The following is a 15,149-nucleotide window of genomic DNA, read 5'->3' as shown; positions in this document are numbered from 1 at the left end:
GTGGGTTCTGCACCCGGCACCTGAGAAGGAGATGAACACGTGACCAGCGAGATCGACGTAGGCTCCCGGGCCGGCGTCAAGGGCGGCGGCGACATCGCCGGACGCCGGATCGGCACCGGCCGGCGCGGCGACCAGGTCTTCGCGCTGTCCGCCCGCGCCTCGGGCATCCTGCTGCTGGCCATCATGGCCGCCATCGGGGTGTTCCTGGTCTGGCGGGCCATCCCCGCGCTGCAGGCCAACGAGGCCAACTTCCTGACCGAGGAGGAATGGAACCCGAACGCGACCCCGCCGGTCTTCGGCATCGCCCAGCTGGCGTTCGGCACCCTGATGTCGTCGTTCCTGGCGCTGCTGATGGCCACCCCGGTGGCGATCGGGATCGCGCTGTTCATCTCCTTCTACGCGCCCCGCCGGCTGGCCGCCGGGCTCGGCTACCTGGTCGACCTGCTGGCCGCGGTGCCGAGCATCGTGTACGGGCTGTGGGGCCTGCACTACTTCAACACCAAGATGGACGACGTCGGGCGGTTCCTGAACGAGTACTTCGGCTGGATCCCGCTGTTCGGCGGGGACAGCGTGGGCGGCCGGTCGCTGCTGACCGCCTCGGTGATCCTGGCGATCATGATCCTGCCGATCATCTCCTCGATCACCCGCGAGGTGTTCCTGCAGGTGCCCAACGCCAACGTGGAGGCCGCCCTGGCGCTGGGCGCCACCCGCTGGGAGGTCATCAAGCTGGCGGTGCTGCCGTTCGGCCGGTCCGGCATGATCAGCGCCGCGATGCTGGGCCTGGGCCGGGCGCTCGGCGAGACCATCGCGGTCGCCATGGTGCTGTCCACCGCGGCCGGGATCAGCATCCACATCCTCAAGGACGGCGGCAACACCATCGCCGCCAACATCGCCAACAGCTTCGCCGAGGCCGGCGAGACCGGCCGGGGCGCGCTGATCGCCTCCGGCCTGGTGCTGTTCGTGATCACCCTGGTCGTCAACATGACCGCCCGCGCGATCGTGGCCCGGCGTAAGGAGTTCGTGTGAGCGTCGTGACCGTCAAGGGCGACAGGGCGCCGGCCGGCGGCGCGCTGCCCCGGATCTCCCCCCGCCGGCGGGTCGCCGACAAGGTCGTGCAGGCGCTGGTCTACGTGGCGTTCGTGATCGCGATCGTGCCGCTGGTGTCGGTGCTGTGGATGGTGATCACCCGGGGCCTGGAACGGCTGGACATGACGTTCCTGACGTTCTCGATGAACGGGCTGTCCAGCGGCGACGAGGGCGGCGGCGCCAACCACGCCATCGTCGGCACCCTGCAGCAGGTCGGGCTGACCTCCGCGATGGCGGTGCCGCTGGGCATCCTGACCGCCGTCTACCTGGTCGAGTACGGCGGGGCCAGCCGGCTGGCCAGGGTCATCACCTTCTTCGTGGACGTGATGACCGGCATCCCGTCGATCGTGGCGGGCCTGTTCGTGCTGGCGTTCTGGCTGCTGGCGCTGGGCTTCGACTACTCCGGCTTCGCCGGGTCGCTGGCGCTGGCCATCCTGATGCTGCCGACCGTGGTGCGGGCCACCGAGGAGATGCTCAAACTGGTCCCCAACGACCTGCGCGAGGCGTCCTACGCGCTGGGCGTGCCGCGCTGGCGGACCATCTGCTTCGTGGTGCTGCCGACCGCGCTGACCGGCATCGTCACCGGGGTGATGCTGGCGGTGGCGCGGGTGATGGGCGAGACCGCCCCGCTGCTGCTGCTGATCTTCATCACCGACGCGATCAACTCCAACCCCTTCGAGGGGCCGCAGGGCTCGCTGCCGACGTTCATCTGGTACCAGGCCGGCGACCCCAACCCGCAGGCCATCGAGCGGGCCTGGGCCGCCGCGCTCACCCTGATCCTGATCATCATGCTGCTCAACCTGGGTGCGCGGCTGCTGTCCCGGCTCCGCAAGCCCGTGTCCCGATAGGAGTCGACCCCCATGGCCAAGCGCATCGAAGTCTCCGGGCTGCACGCCTACTACGGCCAGGTCCACGCCATCGAGGACATCTCGATGACGATCGAGCCCCGGTCGGTCACCGCGTTCATCGGGCCCTCCGGCTGCGGCAAGTCCACGTTCCTGCGCACCCTGAACCGGATGCACGAGGTGATCCCGGGCGCCCGCGTCGAGGGCAAGGTGATGCTGGACGACGAGGACCTGTACGGGCCGGGGGTGGACCCGGTGGCGGTCCGCCGGGTGGTGGGCATGGTGTTCCAGCGGCCCAACCCGTTCCCCACCATGTCGATCTACGACAACGTGGCCGCCGGGCTGAAGCTGAACGGCATCCGCCGCAAGTCCCAGCTCGACGAGATCGTGGAGCGGTCGCTGCGGGGCGCCAACCTGTGGAACGAGGTCAAGGACCGGCTGAACCGCCCCGGCGCCGGCCTGTCCGGCGGTCAGCAGCAGCGGCTGTGCATCGCCCGGGCCATCGCGGTCGAGCCCCAGGTCCTGCTGATGGACGAGCCCTGCTCGGCCCTGGACCCGATCTCCACGCTGGCGATCGAGGACCTGATCGCCGAGCTGAAGAGCCAGTACACCATCGTGATCGTGACCCACAACATGCAGCAGGCCGCCCGGGTCAGCGACCGCACCGCGTTCTTCAACATCGCCGGCACCGGCAAGCCCGGCAAGCTCATCGAGATCGACGACACCAGCAAGATCTTCACCAACCCGTCCGAGAAGGCCACCGAGGACTACATCACCGGAAGGTTCGGGTAGGCAGGAGGAAGTGATCGGGGCCTGGCCGCACCATGCGGCCAGGCCCCGATCGTTGGAGCGCCGGACGGCCTCAGACTCTGCACCCGAAGGCACCGAAGGCCACCGCGAGCGGGCCCGCGTGGTCGTGAGGAGGAGCGGGGCAAGATCACGAGGAACGAGCGATCTTGCCCCGCGACGACGAACGGCCGCGCGTTCAAAGGCCCGCGAGCCGCCGCGCCGGAGGCGCGGCCATAAGTCACGCGCCGAACAGGTGGACGGTCCAGTAGACGACGGCGGCGACCAGGGCGGCCATGGGCATGGTGAGGACCCAGGCCATCACAATGTTGCCGGCCACGCCCCAGCGGACCGCGGACAGGCGCTTGGTGGCGCCGACGCCCATGATGCAGGACGTGATCGTGTGGGTGGTCGAGATTGGAGCGTGCCAGACGTATGCGGCCAGGTAGAGGATGGACGACGCGGTGGCCTCGGCGGCGAAGCCCTTGGGCGGGTCCAGCTCGATCACCCGGCGGCCCAGGGTGCGCATGATCCGCCAGCCGCCGGCGTAGGTGCCGGCCGCCAGCGCGCCCGCACAGGCCAGCACCACCCACAGCGGGACGGTCTCGCCGTCCGAGTAGCCGGTGGTGACCAGCGCCAGCACGATGATGCCCATGGTCTTCTGGGCGTCCTGCAGGCCGTGGCCGAGCGCCATCGACGCGGCCGACAGCGACTGGGCGATCCGGAACCGGCGGCCCACCCGGCCCGGATGGGCCCGGCGGAACATCCACAGGATGGCCACCATCACCAGGTACGCCAGGCAGAAGCCGGTGACCGGGGAGACCACCATCGGGATGGCGACCTTCTCCACGACGGTGCTCCAGCTCACCGTGGACGCCGAGGCCAGGCCCGCGCCCACCACGCCGCCGATCAGGGCGTGCGAGGACGAGGAGGGCAGCCCGAAGTACCAGGTGATCATGTTCCAGGTGATGGCGCCGAGCACCCCCGCGGCCACCACGGTCAGGCCGTGCAGCCCGGTCGGCGGCGTGATCACGTCGCTGACCGTCTTGGCGACCTCCACCCCGAGCAGCGCGCCCAGCAGGTTCATCAGCGCGGCCATCACCAGCGCCGCGCGCGGCGTCAGCGCCCGGGTGGACACCGAGGTCGCGATGGCGTTGGCGGCGTCGTGGAACCCGTTGGTGTAGTCGAAGCCCAGCGCGATCACGATGACCAGCACCAGCACGGCCATCTGCTGGTCGGCGCGCAGCCCGATGGCGCCGGCCACCACCACCGCCAGGACCAGGGCCAGCAGCCCCAGCCAGGCCGTCCGCGAGACCCGGGAGGCCTGCTCGCTCAGCGGCGGCGGCTCCGGGCTCGGCGGCGTCGGCGTCAGCACCGCGCCGCGCTCGTCGCGTTCGCTCACGGCCGTGCCTCCCGGGTCGCGGCACGGACCGTCCGGTGCGCGGCCGTCATGATTCCTTGACCGCGATCGCCTCGACGGTGTTGGCCACGTGCTCGAACGCGTCCGCGGCCTCCTCCAGCCGGTCGATCACGCCCTTGAGCTTCATCACCGTCAGCGCGTCGTAGGTCCCGCCGAACAGGTGCGCCAGGAGCCGCCGGTAGATCTGGTCCCCCTGGTTCTCCAGGCGGTTGATCTCGATCCAGTACTCGTTCAGCTCCTTCATGGACCGCAGCCGGGGCATCGCCTCGGCGGTCAGCTCGGCGGCCCGTTCGAGGACCTCGACCTGCTGGACGATCTCCTTGGGAAGCTGCTCGATCTTGTACAGCACGACGAGGTCGGCGGCCTCCTCCATCTCGTCCATCACGTCGTCGAGGCGGACGGCCAGCGTGTGGATGTCCTCCCGGTCGAACGGGGTGATGAAGGTTTCGTTCAACCGGTGCACGATCGCATGAGTCGCCTCGTCGCACGCGTGCTCGCACGCGCGCAGCTTCTCCGCGATGGCTTCCCGGTCGGCGCCGTCGCTGATGAGCTCCACGAGCAGTCTGGCCCCTGTGACCAGGTTGTTCGCGGAGTCCGCGAACATGTCGTAGAAGCTGTCCTCACGCGGCGTGAGACGCAGTCGCACGTCATACTCCTGAAGTGCCGGAACGATCCGCAGAGATCGTAGGCGTTACCAGCCCGAAAAAGAACCTTCCCCCCTTGTTCTCCCGGGTGTACCCAGCTTCTCACCCACAGGGCTGCCCTCGTCCACAGCGGGCACACGTCGATGCGGCCTATGCCCGCAGGGCCCGTACATGGGGCCGTATGCCCCTTCCGCGGGCTCTCACGCGGGGGTCCGGTCCACCGGGCGTCATGATCGCGCAGGCGTCCGGCCGACGGGACCGTGAGATTGCTTACACAACCCCGTCTACGCTGCGGGAACACCGCCGGGGGAGGTCCGGGCGGGATGAGGAACGGCCGGGGCGCGCCCGGGCTCCCGGATGCGCGCCCCGGCCGTTCCGGGACGGATCACTACTGTGGCGTCAGCTCGCGACGACCGGTCTCATCCTCCGAACGGACTCCGAGCACCATGTCGATCTCGTCGATGGTCAGCGGCCGCTCGGCCGCCGCCACCGCGCTCAGGATCTCGGAGTACAGCTCGATCTCGTCCAGCGCGACACGGTCGTGGACGCGCAGATCGATCTGCTGGCGCACCGCGTCCACCTCCTGGGGGCGTCCCCGCGTGCGCGGGGAGCTGAGCTCGTTCGTTCCCACACCCGTCACCGAGGCTACGCGGGAACGCGGGACGGCACATGACCCAAGAGGACCATTCGTCGGCCACCCTTAAGAAGGGTCCGCACCGCCGCGGGCGGGTGGTGCCGGATCCCCCGACCGGGCCCTACCGCTCCCGGTGGAAGTCCCCCAGGATCTGCTCCAGCGGGGATTCGGGCAGGTCGCGGGCGGTCAGCCGGGCCACCGTGGCGGCGTTGACGTCGGCTCCGGCCAGCCGGGCGGCCTGGCGGGCCACCGTCTGCTCGAACATCTGGCGCGCCGTCCGGGCGTAGGCGAAGTCCGGGTTCTCGCGCATCCGGGCGAACCGCGCCAGCAGTTCGACCCGCAGCTCCTCGTCCAGCAGGTACAGGTCGCGTTCGGCGTAGCCCTGGAACAGCCGGACCAGCTGCCGGTCGTCGAGCCCGGTGAACTCCAGGGTGCGGCCGAACCTGGCCTTGAACGCCGGGTTCCCGGCCAGGAAGCCCGCCATCTCCGCCGCCGGGCTGGTGCAGATCATCAGGAACCGGTCGGCGCGCTCGTCCAGGTGCCGCAGCAGCTCGTGCACCACCTGCGGGGAGCGGTCCAGCCGGTACGCCTCCTGGACCAGCAGCACCCCGCCCATCGCCTGGTCGACCATCCCGGCCACCCGGGTCTCGGTGTCGAGGGCGTCGCGGCCCGCCAGGTGGACGGGACGGCAGGCCACCACATGGCCGGAGTCCAGCAGGCCGAGCGCCGCGTAGACGCCGCCCACCAGCCCGGCCACCGTGCTCTTGCCGGTGCCGGGCGGGCCGAGGAACAGCAGATGCCGGTCCCGGCGGGCGGTGGGGACGCCGTGCCGGGCCCGTTCGGCCTCGATCTCGGCGTCGGCGACCAGCTCCTCGACGGCGGCCTTCACCTCCTCCAGGCCCATCAGGGCGTCGAGCTGGGCGAGGTAGCCGTCGATGTCGCCGGGCGGGCGCAGCGCCGGCTCGATGGCCTCGGCGACGCCGGAGAAGTCCTGGGCGGCCAGCACCAGCCGGTGCTGCGCGGCGCCGGCCCGGTCCAGATGCCGCTGGCAGGCCTGGTCCAGGTACGCCTCCACCAGCCGGGCGCCGGTCAGGTCGCCGGGGCCGCGCAGGCGTTCCAGGTCCTGCTCGGCGACCGCCAGCGCGTCGGGGCCCAGGGTGACCCGGCGCTCCTCGGCCAGCAGGTACAGCAGGGTCATCCGGTTCTCCAGCCGGCCGAAGTCCGGCAGCCGGTACGTCCGGAAGATCTCCAGCAGCCGGGGATGGTCCTGCTGGAGGCGCTTGAAGTGGCGCGGCTCGCAGGTGGCGATCAGCGTGGTCCGGCCGGGACGGCCGCGCACCGACCGCACCACCCGGACCATGGCCTCGGGGTCGGCGGACTCCAGCAGCGCCGCGTCCAGCCGTTCGAACAGCAGGGTCGGGCCGCCCGGCTCCAGCACCGCGGCCAGCCCCTCGGGCGGCGCGCCGCGCACGTCGGCGGCGTCGGCGGTGCGGATCGCGGCGTCCCCGATCCCGGCCTCGGCCAGGGTGAGCGCGATCAGCCGGGCCAGCCGGCGCTGCCCGGTGTGCGGGCCGCCGACCAGCAGGATGCTGGGCGGGGTGCCCGCGGAGGGCCGGCCGTCGACCCGGGTCGCCTCCACGTCCTGCACGGCCCCCGAGGACCAGGCCGGATGGTCGCGGACCTCGTCGAGCAGGGCGGTGACGTCCTCCTCGCCGGACACGAACGCGATGCCGTACCGCTCCACGACCCGGCGGCGGTCCGGGCGGTCCTCGGGCGGGTCGATCTGGTCGACCGGCCGGGCGGGCATCGGCGGGGCCTCGCTGAGGAACTCGAAGTCCCCGATCATCGTCTCGGACATGATCCGGGTCCCCGAGCCGGCCCCGGCGGAAGCGGCGGGCGCGGGCGGCACCGGCGGCCCGTGCGCGGGTGCGGGGGCGGCGTCGTCGCCGACGTCCTCCTGGCGCAGGATCCTGGTGCGCGGCGGCCCCGCCGCGGCGGACGGGGCGGCGAGCTCCCGTCCGCCGTCGATCCTGGTGGCCAGGGGGTCCAGGGAACCGGCGTCCGGTACGGCGCTCCCCCGGCCGGGCTCGTTCGCTCCGGGCTGCGGGCCGTGCGCGGCCATGCGGGGTCCGTCCGGCCGGTCGGGCGGCTGCCGGTGTCCCGGGTCGGGCGGAGGCCGGTTGTCCCCGCCGGGCGGAGGCGGCGGAGGCTGCTCGTATCCCTGCGGTCCTTGTGGCCCCTGCGGCTGGTTCCACTGCTGGGGCTGCGGCTGGGCCGGCCGGCCGGGCGAGAAGCCCAGTTGCGTGTAGGGAACGACGAACCCGTCGCCCTGCTCCTCCTCGTCCTCTCCCGGGCTCTGGAGCGGCTCCGGCGGAGCGATCTGCCCCGGCGCACCCGGCCCGCCGGGAACGCCGGGCTGCTCGGGGGCGGCCCCGGGCACACCGGGCCGGCCGAAGGGCTGACCCGGGCCGGCACCGGGAACGCCCGGCTGCCCGAACCCCTGGTCCGCATCCGGCTGCCCCGGGCCCGCGGCGGGCGTACCCGGCGGGCCGTACGGCTGGGCGGACTCCGGCTGGACGGGGACCTGGACGAACGGCCGGCCCGGTTCGGGCTGGTGGCCGGGGACGCCGGGGGTGGCGAAACCGCCCGGGGCGGCGGCGGGGGCGCCCGGTGCGGGCTGCCCCGGCTGGCCCGGGGTCTGCAGGGGCGGCGCCGCCCCCGGCGGCGGGGTCATCGGGGCGGCCGTGCCCGCGGCGCGCGCCCGGGTGCGGCCGATGATCTCGGCGAGGATCGCGGTGGGCACGGGGAAGCCGCGGGGCCGGGCCGGGATGCCCGCCAGCCGGCACCAGGCCAGGTCGGCGGCGTAGGCGGCGCCCAGCAGCGGCTCGGGACCGTCGGAGGCGGCGCCCTTGAGATTGCCGCGCAGCGGCTCGGGGAGCCGGGCGTCCTGCGGCCACAGGCGGCGCAGCGGGTGCCCGGGCTGCCCGTGCACGGCCTGGACGGTGTAGCGGATCTCCGGGTCCAGCCACGGCACCACCTTGCCCGCGACGTCCTGCCGTACCTTGGCCAGGTCGGCGGCCATCATCGCGGCGGCCACCAGCCGCGGCTCGATGTAGCCGGGGTCGGCGGGGTCCCCGGCGATGGGGGTGACCGCCTCGGCCAGTTCGTAGAAGGCGTGCCGGACGTTGTCGCCCGGGGAGCTCTCCTGGCGCAGCGCGGGGGCCAGGTTCGGCGGGCAGCGGGTCAGCCACTGCTGGACGATGGCCTGGTCGCCGTACGAGAGGGCGCCGTAGTCGACCTGCGGGTTGGCCAGCGTGGTGCCCAGGACGCCCATCAGCGCGTCGGCGCGGGCCTGGAACCTCGGGTCGTCGCGCAGCGCGCTGGCCGTCGCCCACATGGTCCGCAGCACCGACACGGCCGCGTCCACCCGCCCGGCGCGCAGCCGTTCGGAGTACAGGGCGACCACCGCCTCCAGCGGCGGCGGGGTGAGCCAGCGCGGCCCGTCCACGGCCGGCAGCGGCTTGACCCGGTACGGCGTCCACAGCTCCAGCAGTTGCGCGTCGAGCCCGGAGTCGAAGACCGGCGCGGCCGCGCACCACAGCATCACGCCCCAGGTGACCGCGACCGTGCCGGGCGTCTCCTGGGTGAACAGCGACCACCAGTGCGGATAGTCGGGGGCGGGCAGCGCCGCCGCCTGCTCGATGGTGGCCCGCATCCGCGCGGTCACGTCCGGGGAGATGGCGCGGCCCACGAACGGCAGCGGCGCGGGCGCCCGGTAGGCGAAGTCCGGGCCGGCGGGCAGCACGTGCGGCGGCAGTTCGGGGAGCCGCCCGGCGTGCTGGGCGGGCCGCGCCGACATGCGGGTGGCGGGGGCCTGCGGGGGCGGGCACAGGTACCACTGGCCGTCGGACGGGTGCATCCGATACCAGCGGGCCCACGCGCCGAACACCCACCAGGTGCCGTCGGGCAGCACGAGCATGCGCCCCGCGATCGCATGCTGCCGCTGCTGCGGCGGCGCCGACGGCCACCAGCCGGCGGACACCATCGCTCTCGTGTCGTGCTCAGCCGCCGTGAACGGATCCTGCCCCATCGGGGGTGCCGCCGGACCCTGCCCTATCGGGGGCGGAGCCCCGTATCCCGGTCCCCACACCACGAGGTCATGGTAGTTCCGCCGCGACCCCGGGCACCTCCCGCATATCGCCGCGGAACGTCACCGACCGGCCCCGTGCCGGTCAGAGCACCGCGAAAGGGCACCGCGAGAGGGCGCGGCGATCAGCCGCCGGAGTTCCAGGACGCGGCGGTGCGGTGGTGTTCGGCCTTGCGGACGTAGACCTGCCAGGTGTGCTCCAGCACCAGGCGGTCGTCGTCGTTCAACTCCCGGACGATCTTGCCGGGGACCCCGGCGACCAGCACCCCGGAGGGGATCCGCTTGCCGGGCGCGACCAGCGCGCCCGCCGCGACCAGGGTGCCGGCGCCGATCCGGGCGCCGTTCAGCACGATCGCGCCGATGCCGATCAGCGAGCCGGTCTCCACGTGCGCGCCGTGCACCATCGCCTTGTGGCCCAGGCTGACGCGGTCCTCCAGGATCGCGGGCATCCCCGGGTCGGCGTGCAGGCAGCACAGGTCCTGGATGTTGCACTCGTCGCCGACGACGATCTCCTCGTCGTCGCCGCGCAGCACGGACCCGTACCAGACGTTGGCGGACCGGCCCAGCGTCACCTTGCCGACGACCACCGCGCCGGGCGCGATCCACGCCTGGGGGTGGATGTTCGGCTCATCGGATCCCAGCGACCCCACGTAGCTCATCTGGCTCATGACGGCGATCGTACGGAAGGCGGCCGTTCCCCCGTCGCGCGAGCCCCGCCGCCCGCGGCCGCGCCGGGCGGTGCGCGTCCCGTGGACAGGGTGCGGATGGGGACGGCAGCGCAACGACGCACCGCGGGCGCGACGGGGCCCGCGTATAGGAAGACGTCACCCGCGCACGGCCGGGTTGCGTGCCCGGCCGTCACGCTCCGGGATGAGGAAATCGCAGCGAGAACGGGCATTCCGGTTGCGCGCGCGGGGTGGTCGGGGCAAGAGTCGACTCTTGACGTCTGTGTGCTACTACAGAGGTTCCTGAGCGGGACCCACCCCGCCCGCCGATCGTCGACTCCGACCCCCTTGACGGGGCACGCCCCGCCAACGACCCCCTTAGGCTCATGAGCAACGAAGCTGAAATCCTGCCGAATCTCCTCAAACAGGACGAGGAGTTCGAGATCGTGATGCGCGGCTACAACCGCCGCCAGGTGGAGGACCGCCTGCGCGATCTCAAGACCAAGTACCAGAACCAGATCCGTGACCTGGAGGCCCGGCTGGCCCGCGCGCTCGACGACGTCGAGCGGACCCGGCGGGAGATGGCGGAGCTGCGCGAGGCCCGCAAGCCCACCGGCGACGACCTGAGCGAACGGCTCCGCCAGATCATCAACCTGGCCGAGGACGAGGCGCGCGACAAGGTGGCCGAGGCCGAGGCCAGGGGCGAGCAGATCCGCAGGGAGGCCGAGGCCGAGTCGCGGCGGATCGTCGACGAGGCCCGCCAGGCGGCCGACCGGGACGTGGCCGAGGCCAAGGACAAGGCCGGACAGGTGCTGGGCACCGCCAAGCAGGAGGCCGAGGCGATCCTGTCGGCGGCCAAGGCCGAGGCCGAGCAGACCGTCTCCACCGCCCGGCTGGAGGCCGAGCGCACGCTGACCACGGCCGAGCGCCGGGCCAGCGTGATCAACGAGGGCGCCACCCAGCGGCTGGAGAAGCTCACCCGCAACCACACCCAGGCGCTGCAGCGGCTCACCGAGATCAGCGAGACGCTGACCGGGCTGCTGCGCGCCGAGAACGAGGCGGGCCCGCTGGAGAAGATGGTCGACGACGCGGTCGGCCAGCTCGCCGCGCCGCGCAAGCAGCCCGCTCCGGCCGCCCAGTCCGCGCAGTCCGCCCAGCCCGCCCCGGCCGCGCCCGCCAAGCCGAAGCCGGCCCCGACGCCCAAGCACGCCGTGGCCGCCGCGCCGCCCGCGCCCGCCGCGCCCGCCGAGCCCGCGCCGCCGGTGGCCGCCGAACCCGCGCCCGCACCCGCTCCGGCGGCCGCGCCCGCGCCCGCGGCCAAGCCCGCCCCCGCGGTGCCGCCGCCGGCCAACGCGCTGGACGACAAGATCGTCCTGGACGACCTCGACGAGCTGGAGGGCCCCGCCCGGCCGCTGCCCGGCCAGGCGCCGTCCGCCCCGGCGGCCGACGCCTGACCCGGGCCACCGGTCGGACCGGGAGTCGGGGCTCCGCGACCGGGGCCCGCCGCATCGTGCGGCGGGCCCCGGTCGTGTTCGTTGACTAGGCTTTGCCCGTGACCTCCGAGAGCAACGGCCGTGGCACGGTGCGGCCGATCCGCCGGCTGGGCGATCCGGTGCTGCGCACCTCCTGCGATCCGGTACGCGAGTTCGACGCCGCCCTGGAACGCCTCATCGACGACATGTTCGCCACCATGTACGCCGCCGAGGGCGTGGGCCTGGCCGCCAACCAGATCGGGGTGTCCCGCCAGATCTTCGTGTACGACTGCGAGGACGACCAGGGGCGCCGCCACGTGGGTCACGTGGTCAACCCCGTCCTGGTCGCCGAGGACGGCGACGTCGTCACCGACAACGAGGGCTGCCTGTCCGTACCCGGCCTGTACTTCCCCACCCCCCGCTACGAGCACGCGGTGGTGGAGGGCGTCGACCTCAAGGGCTCCCCCGTACGCATCGAGGGCACCGGCTACTTCGCCCGCTGCCTCCAGCACGAGACCTACCACCTGCGCGGCGGCGTCTACATCGACGTCCTCAAGGGCGACACCCGCCGCGAGGCCATGCGCGCCGTCCGCGCTCTTTCTTAGTGTGGGGGGGCGACCCCCCACACCCCCCGCACGCGGATCCGGGCATCCTCGCCGCCCCGGCTCCGCTCGCCTGGGGGCTCGCTGCGCCGTGGTCGGCTGCGGTGCCCGGACCGCGCTCAGTCGGCCGAAGCTCCGCCTGGAGGCTCCGCTCCGGCCGACTGAGGGCTGGGTTGGTCTGGGGTTGCCGTGGAAGTCCTGGGGGCTCCGCCCCCAGACCCCCGGCTGGATCATCGGGCGCCGGCGCGTGGGGCACGGGGTTCCACTTCGATCGGCTGCAGGAGCGTCGGGTGCACTGGGACTCGGGCTCGGTGCGCCTGGGGCGATCTTCGAGGTGTTGTGCGTCTGGGGTGCTTGTCCGGCGAGTGGAAATGCGTTCTGACCTGCGCGGCGAGGCGGGTCGGTTGCCGGTGTTCGTCCCGTTCAGTCCCAGCGGGTGGAGCGGGAGCGTTTGAGTTCGCTGCGGTGGCGCTTGTTCTGGAGGCGGCGTTCGTGGACGCGGCGGCTCGGTTTGGTGGGGCGGCGCGGCTTGGGGGGCGGGGCGGTGGCCTCGTGCAGGAGCATGGCGAGGCGTTCGCGGGCGGCGTCGCGGTTGCGCTGTTGGGAACGGTGCTCCTCGGCGCGGATGGTGAGGACGCCTCCGGTGAGGCGGCCCGCCAGGCGTTCCAGGGCGCGGCGCCTGTAGGACTCGGGCAGGGACGGGGAGCCGGCGACGTCGAAGGACAGTTCGGCGGCGGTGGCGCTGGTGTTGACGTGCTGCCCGCCGGGGCCCGAGGAACGGGAGAAACGCCAGCGGAGCTCGGACTCCGGGATGGTGACCGAGCCGCGGACGCGGATGGTGACGGGCATGGCCCGATTATCCCCGTCCGGTCTGGATCATGTCGCCCGGTTTTCGGCGGGGGCCGACTGGCGGCTAAGCAAGTGGTTACTTACACTCGGGGCATGAGCGACGGGCTGTTCCATGACGACGACATCATCCGCAGGGTCACCCAGGAGGGGCTGCTGATCGCGGCGGGCGGGGTCGCCTCGCTGCTGCAGACCTCCCATCCCAAGGTCGCGCAGGGGGTGCACGACCACAGCTACACCTTCGACGATCCCATGGCGCGGCTGCGCAACACCATGGGCTGGGTCTACACGGTGGTGTTCGGCAGCCGTAAGGAGGCCGAGCAGATCAGCGCCATCGTCACCCGGATGCACGACAAGGTGGTCGGGCCCGACTACGAGGCCAACGACCCCGAGCTGCAGGTCTGGGTGGCCGCCACGCTGTTCGCGGTGGCGGCGCAGGCGTACCAGATGCTGTTCCGGCGCCGGTTCACCGAGGCCGAGCTGGAGGAGTACTACCAGCAGTCCAAGATCTACGCGACGATCCTCGGCTGCCCCGAGGAGCGGATGCCGGCCACCTACCGGGACTTCCGCGAGTACTACGCGCACATGGTCGGCACCCTGCGGATCAACGACGCCTCCCGGTACATCGCCGACGGGGTGCTGCACCCCACGAACCTGCCGCTGGTCATGCGGCCCGGCCTGGTCCCGATCCGGCTCATCACCTACGGGCTGATGCCGCCGGCGATCCGCGAGCAGTACGGCTGGAGGTACGGCAGGCTCCGCGAGATCCAGTTCCACCTGCTGATGATGGTGCTGTCGCTGGTCTACCCGCGGCTGCCCGAGCGGATCCGCACCCTGCCCCGGGCGATCTACCTGTACCAGACCCGCAAGATGCTCAGCAGGCGGGCGGGCGGCGGGCCGCGGCTGAAGGTCCGTTCCACCGCGGCCTGACCCCGCGCGCACGGGCGCCCCGCCCGCCTCCGGAGGGCGGACGGGGCGTCGCCGGTCACGGAGGTCAGGCCAGGAGCCGGTTCGCGACCTTCATCGCGTCGTTGACCGGGATCGCGAACCCGACCCCGATGCTGCCGCCGCCCTGGCCGGCGGTGGCGATGGCGGTGGTGATCCCGATCACCTGACCGGCCGCGTTGACCAGCGGGCCGCCGGAGTTGCCGGGGTTGATGGCCGCGTCGGTCTGGATGGCGTTCTCGATGGTCGTGGCCGCCTCCCGCCGTACGCCCTGCCCGAGCCCCGGCGGCACGTCCGGCCGGTTCCGGCTCTCCTGCACCGTACGGCCCAGCGCGCTGACGATCCCCGAGGTGACGGAGCCGTCCAGGCCCAGCGGGCTGCCCACCGCCAGCACCGGGTCGCCGACCACCAGCGAGTCGCTGTCGCCGATGGAGGCGGCCTTCAGCCCCGACACCCCCCGCGCCCTGATCACCGCGACGTCCTGGGAGTCACCGGTCCCCAGCACGTCCGCCGCCGCGGTCCTGCCGTCGCTGAACCGCACCCGCACCTGCGACGCCCCCTCCACCACGTGCGCGTTGGTGAGGATCGTCCCGTCCGGGCGCAGGATCACCCCCGATCCACCGGACGTCCCGCCGTCGACCTCCGCGCTGATGGACACCACGCTGGGCTGCACGGCCGCGGCGATCCGCGCCGCCGACCCCTTCGAGGCCGCCGCCGGCACCCCCGCCACCCCCGGCGCGGACGCCCCGCCATCGACCAGCGACACCGCCCCCACGGCCCCGACACCGCCCGCCCCGAGCGCGATCAGCACCCCGGCCCCCGCAACGAGCAGCTTCCGCCTGAGCCCCCACCCGGAACGCCCCCCGGCCCCGTGGCCGGGCGTCCACCCGTACGGACCACCAGGATTCACCGCGGCCTCCTGCTCCCCCACCGAAGGCACGGCCGGACCGGTCTGGTGTGGAGTGCCGGTGGGCGGTGGCCATCCGTACGAAGGGTGGGTGTGCTGTTCGGGCTGTGGCTCGCGTGCCGGGGGCACGGCGGGTGGGGTCCATGCGTT

At 73.0% G+C, this 15,149-nt stretch carries 13 protein-coding genes; 6 read left to right on the top strand and 7 right to left on the bottom strand.

Features of this window, described 5'->3' with window-relative positions:
- The first annotated feature begins 39 nt into the window (after nucleotides 1-39).
- Genes pstC through pstB form a run of 3 tightly spaced genes read left to right on the top strand, consistent with a single transcriptional unit; the run spans nucleotide 40 to nucleotide 2,723 of the window.
- Complete coding sequence (gene pstC, locus HNR21_RS09995) at nucleotides 40-1,026, top strand: phosphate ABC transporter permease subunit PstC (RefSeq protein ID WP_233358907.1); 987 nt, start codon at nucleotides 40-42, stop codon at nucleotides 1,024-1,026.
- Nucleotides 1,023-1,934, top strand: coding sequence for a phosphate ABC transporter permease PstA (gene pstA, locus HNR21_RS09990; protein ID WP_312880959.1), 912 nt, complete (start codon nucleotides 1,023-1,025; stop codon nucleotides 1,932-1,934). Before pstC ends, pstA begins: the two co-directional genes overlap by 4 nt.
- A 12-nt stretch (nucleotides 1,935-1,946) precedes the next feature.
- Nucleotides 1,947-2,723 (top strand): phosphate ABC transporter ATP-binding protein PstB, encoded by a 777-nt coding sequence (gene pstB / locus HNR21_RS09985; RefSeq protein ID WP_119726904.1) that lies wholly within the window; start codon nucleotides 1,947-1,949, stop codon nucleotides 2,721-2,723.
- A 235-nt stretch (nucleotides 2,724-2,958) separates the two neighbouring features.
- Here pstB and HNR21_RS09980 read toward each other — a convergent pair whose 3' ends face one another.
- The 5 genes from HNR21_RS09980 to HNR21_RS09960 form a co-directional block, all read right to left on the bottom strand.
- Nucleotides 2,959-3,945: an inorganic phosphate transporter gene (locus HNR21_RS09980; protein WP_119731586.1), complete on the bottom strand. Its 987-nt coding sequence runs from the start codon at nucleotides 3,943-3,945 to the stop codon at nucleotides 2,959-2,961.
- Nucleotides 3,946-4,165: 220 nt separating this feature from the next.
- A complete protein-coding gene (locus HNR21_RS09975; protein WP_119726903.1) occupies nucleotides 4,166-4,783 on the bottom strand; it encodes a DUF47 domain-containing protein in 618 nt (205 codons plus the stop codon).
- A 386-nt stretch (nucleotides 4,784-5,169) separates the two neighbouring features.
- On the bottom strand, nucleotides 5,170-5,412 hold the full coding sequence (locus tag HNR21_RS09970; protein ID WP_220501325.1) for a hypothetical protein: 243 nt from the start codon (nucleotides 5,410-5,412) through the stop codon (nucleotides 5,170-5,172).
- Nucleotides 5,413-5,536: 124 nt separating this feature from the next.
- Nucleotides 5,537-9,394: an ATP-binding protein gene (locus HNR21_RS09965; protein ID WP_182704979.1), complete on the bottom strand. Its 3,858-nt coding sequence runs from the start codon at nucleotides 9,392-9,394 to the stop codon at nucleotides 5,537-5,539.
- 293 nt (nucleotides 9,395-9,687) lie between these two features.
- Nucleotides 9,688-10,221 (bottom strand): gamma carbonic anhydrase family protein, encoded by a 534-nt coding sequence (locus tag HNR21_RS09960; protein ID WP_376766622.1) that lies wholly within the window; start codon nucleotides 10,219-10,221, stop codon nucleotides 9,688-9,690.
- Nucleotides 10,222-10,613: 392 nt separating this feature from the next.
- Here HNR21_RS09960 and HNR21_RS09955 point away from each other — a divergent pair, with 392 nt between their 5' ends.
- On the top strand, nucleotides 10,614-11,681 hold the full coding sequence (locus HNR21_RS09955; protein WP_246442061.1) for a hypothetical protein: 1,068 nt from the start codon (nucleotides 10,614-10,616) through the stop codon (nucleotides 11,679-11,681).
- A gap of 98 nt (nucleotides 11,682-11,779) precedes the next feature.
- Nucleotides 11,780-12,304 carry a peptide deformylase gene (def, locus tag HNR21_RS09950; protein ID WP_233358905.1) on the top strand — a complete coding sequence of 175 codons (525 nt, stop codon included), beginning with the start codon at nucleotides 11,780-11,782 and terminating at the stop codon, nucleotides 12,302-12,304.
- A 420-nt stretch (nucleotides 12,305-12,724) separates the two neighbouring features.
- Here the strand turns inward: def and arfB are convergent, their stop codons facing one another.
- Nucleotides 12,725-13,150 (bottom strand): alternative ribosome rescue aminoacyl-tRNA hydrolase ArfB, encoded by a 426-nt coding sequence (gene arfB, locus HNR21_RS09945; RefSeq protein WP_119726899.1) that lies wholly within the window; start codon nucleotides 13,148-13,150, stop codon nucleotides 12,725-12,727.
- Nucleotides 13,151-13,243: 93 nt separating this feature from the next.
- Here arfB and HNR21_RS09940 point away from each other — a divergent pair, with 93 nt between their 5' ends.
- On the top strand, nucleotides 13,244-14,077 hold the full coding sequence (locus HNR21_RS09940) for an oxygenase MpaB family protein (RefSeq protein ID WP_182704978.1): 834 nt from the start codon (nucleotides 13,244-13,246) through the stop codon (nucleotides 14,075-14,077).
- A gap of 64 nt (nucleotides 14,078-14,141) precedes the next feature.
- Here HNR21_RS09940 and HNR21_RS09935 read toward each other — a convergent pair whose 3' ends face one another.
- Nucleotides 14,142-15,002, bottom strand: a complete 861-nt coding sequence (locus HNR21_RS09935; protein WP_312880957.1) for a S1C family serine protease — start codon at nucleotides 15,000-15,002, stop codon at nucleotides 14,142-14,144.
- Nucleotides 15,003-15,149 lie beyond the last annotated feature (147 nt).

Source organism: Thermomonospora cellulosilytica, from assembly GCF_014138835.1.
In the GTDB taxonomy this organism is placed as follows: domain Bacteria; phylum Actinomycetota; class Actinomycetes; order Streptosporangiales; family Streptosporangiaceae; genus Thermomonospora; species Thermomonospora amylolytica.
The sequence above is the reverse complement of the archived record's forward strand: the minus strand, read 5'-3'. Positions and strand labels throughout refer to the sequence as shown.

Excerpts from the sequence above, each read along its gene's own strand:
- pstB (WP_119726904.1), top strand. The coding sequence starts at position 1,947 with ATGGCCAAGCGCATCGAAGTCTCCGGGCTGCACGCCTACTACGGCCAG.
- HNR21_RS09960 (WP_376766622.1), bottom strand. The coding sequence starts at position 10,221 with ATGAGCTACGTGGGGTCGCTGGGATCCGATGAGCCGAACATCCACCCC.
- HNR21_RS09965 (WP_182704979.1), bottom strand. The coding sequence starts at position 9,394 with ATGCTCGTGCTGCCCGACGGCACCTGGTGGGTGTTCGGCGCGTGGGCC.
- arfB (WP_119726899.1), bottom strand. The coding sequence starts at position 13,150 with ATGCCCGTCACCATCCGCGTCCGCGGCTCGGTCACCATCCCGGAGTCC.
- HNR21_RS09980 (WP_119731586.1), bottom strand. The coding sequence starts at position 3,945 with ATGGCCGTGCTGGTGCTGGTCATCGTGATCGCGCTGGGCTTCGACTAC.
- HNR21_RS09955 (WP_246442061.1), top strand. The coding sequence starts at position 10,614 with ATGAGCAACGAAGCTGAAATCCTGCCGAATCTCCTCAAACAGGACGAG.
- HNR21_RS09940 (WP_182704978.1), top strand. The coding sequence starts at position 13,244 with ATGAGCGACGGGCTGTTCCATGACGACGACATCATCCGCAGGGTCACC.